The following is a 2,396-nucleotide window of genomic DNA, read 5'->3' as shown; positions in this document are numbered from 1 at the left end:
TGCCACTGGCGTGACAACTGGTGCACCAGAGGTCAGTCCATCCCGGTCCTCTCGTACTAAGGACAGCTCCCTTCAAATTTCCTACGCCCGCGACGGATAGGGACCGAACTGTCTCACGACGTTCTGAACCCAGCTCGCGTGCCGCTTTAATGGGCGAACAGCCCAACCCTTGGGACCTACTCCAGCCCCAGGATGCGACGAGCCGACATCGAGGTGCCAAACCTCCCCGTCGATGTGGACTCTTGGGGGAGATCAGCCTGTTATCCCCGAGGTAGCTTTTATCCGTTGAGCGATGGCCCTCCCACGAGGAACCACCGGATCACTAAGCCCGACTTTCGTCCCTGCTCCACCTGTATGTGTCGCAGTCAGGCTCCCTTATGCCTTTACACTCTACGCGCGATTTCCGACCGCGCTGAGGGAACCTTTGGGCGCCTCCGTTACTTTTTAGGAGGCGACCGCCCCAGTCAAACTGCCCACCTAACAATGTCCCGTGACCAGATTCATGGTCCCCGGTTAGAATTTCAGTACTATCAGGGTGGTATCCCAAGGATGACTCCACAGAAACTGACGCTCCTGCTTCTAAGTCTCCCACCTATCCTGTACAGACAATACCGAAATTCAATGTTAAGCTACAGTAAAGCTCTACGGGGTCTTTCCGTCCTATCGCGGGTAGCAAGCATCTTCACTTGCACTACAATTTCGCCGGATTTGCTGTTGAGACAGTGCCCAAGTCATTACGCCATTCGTGCGGGTCGGAACTTACCCGACAAGGAATTTCGCTACCTTAGGACCGTTATAGTTACGGCCGCCGTTCACTGGGGCTTAAGTTCACCGCTTCGCTTACGCTAACGGATCCCTTTAACCTTCCAGCACCGGGCAGGCGTCAGCCCCTATACATCAGCTTTCGCTTTAGCAGAGACCTGTGTTTTTGCTAAACAGTTGCTTGGGCCTATTCACTGCGGCCATGTTTCCATGGCACCCCTTCTCCCGAAGTTACGGGGTCAATTTGCCTAGTTCCTTAACAGCAATTCTTCCGATGGTCTTAGGATTCTCTCCTCACCTACCTGTGTCGGTTTGCGGTACGGGCACCAACATTCTCCATAGAGGCTTTTCTTGACAGTGTGGAATCAGGCACTTCGCCAAAATAGGCTCCCCATAACACCTCAGCTTAGCTTGACGGATTTGCCAATCAAGCACGCCTAAGTGCTTAGACACACATCCAATAGTGTGCATACCTTATCCTTCTGTGTCACCCCATTTGTCAAACGAAAGTTGGCGGTATCGGAATATCAACCGATTGTCCATCACCTACGCCTTTCGGCCTGGGCTTAGGTCCCGACTAACCCTGAGCGGACGAACCTTCCTCAGGAAACCTTAGGTTTTCGACCAATAAGATTCTCACTTATTTCTCGCTACTCATGCCAGCATACTCACTCCTGTACAGTCCACCGCTTCTTACGATACGACTTCTACCCATACAGGAAGCTCCTCTACCATTCTATTGAATCCATAGCTTCGGTGGTAAGTTTGAGCCCCGGACATCTTCGGCGCAGGATCTCTTGACTAGTGAGCTATTACGCACTCTTTAAATGAGTGGCTGCTTCTAAGCCAACATCCTAGTTGTCTTAGAAATCCCACATCCTTTTCCACTTAACTTACACTTTGGGACCTTAGCTGATGGTCTGGGTTGTTTCCCTCTCGACTACGGATCTTATCACTCGCAGTCTGACTGCCTGGATAAAAGTATATGGCATTCGGAGTTTGATAGGGTTCAGTAACTGTTGTCAGCCCCTAGCCCATTCAGTGCTCTACCTCCATTACTCAATAACCAGACGCTAGCCCTAAAGCTATTTCGAGGAGAACCAGCTATCTCCGAGTTCGATTGGAATTTCTCCGCTATCCACAGGTCATCCCATGGTTTTTCAACACCAACGTGGTTCGGTCCTCCACGGAATTTTACTTCCGCTTCAACCTGCCCATGGATAGGTCACTCGGTTTCGGGTCTACGGCATGCAACTAGTCGCCCTATTCAGACTCGGTTTCCCTTCGGCTACGCACCTTAAGTGCTTAACCTTGCTACATACCGTAACTCGCTGGCTCGTTCTACAAAAAGCACGCGGTCACACATTAACGTGCTCCCACTGTTTGTAAGCATACGGTTTCAGGTTCTATTTCACTCCCCTCCCGGGGTTCTTTTCACCTTTCCCTCACGGTACTGCTTCACTATCGGTCACCAGTTAGTATTTAGCCTTGGGAGGTGGTCCTCCCTGCTTCCCACAAGGTTTCACGTGTCTCGTGGTACTCTGGATTAGACCTAAAAGACATAATTTTTTACCTACAGGACTATTACCTTCTGTGGTAGAGCGTTCCAGCTCTCTTCGATTAAAGTCTGTCTT

The 2,396-nt window shown here is 50.8% G+C and carries 1 rRNA gene; it reads right to left on the bottom strand.

The annotated features are described in order from the left end of the window. Nucleotides 1-2,396, bottom strand: a 23S ribosomal RNA gene (locus B5D21_RS13835); the annotation flags it as partial.

Origin of the sequence: Clostridium tetani (genome assembly GCF_900167265.1) — a bacterium.
In the GTDB taxonomy this organism is placed as follows: Bacteria; Bacillota; Clostridia; order Clostridiales; family Clostridiaceae; genus Clostridium_G; species Clostridium_G tetani.
Note: the sequence above shows the minus strand (reverse complement) of the source record. Positions and strands in the feature narration are given on the sequence as shown.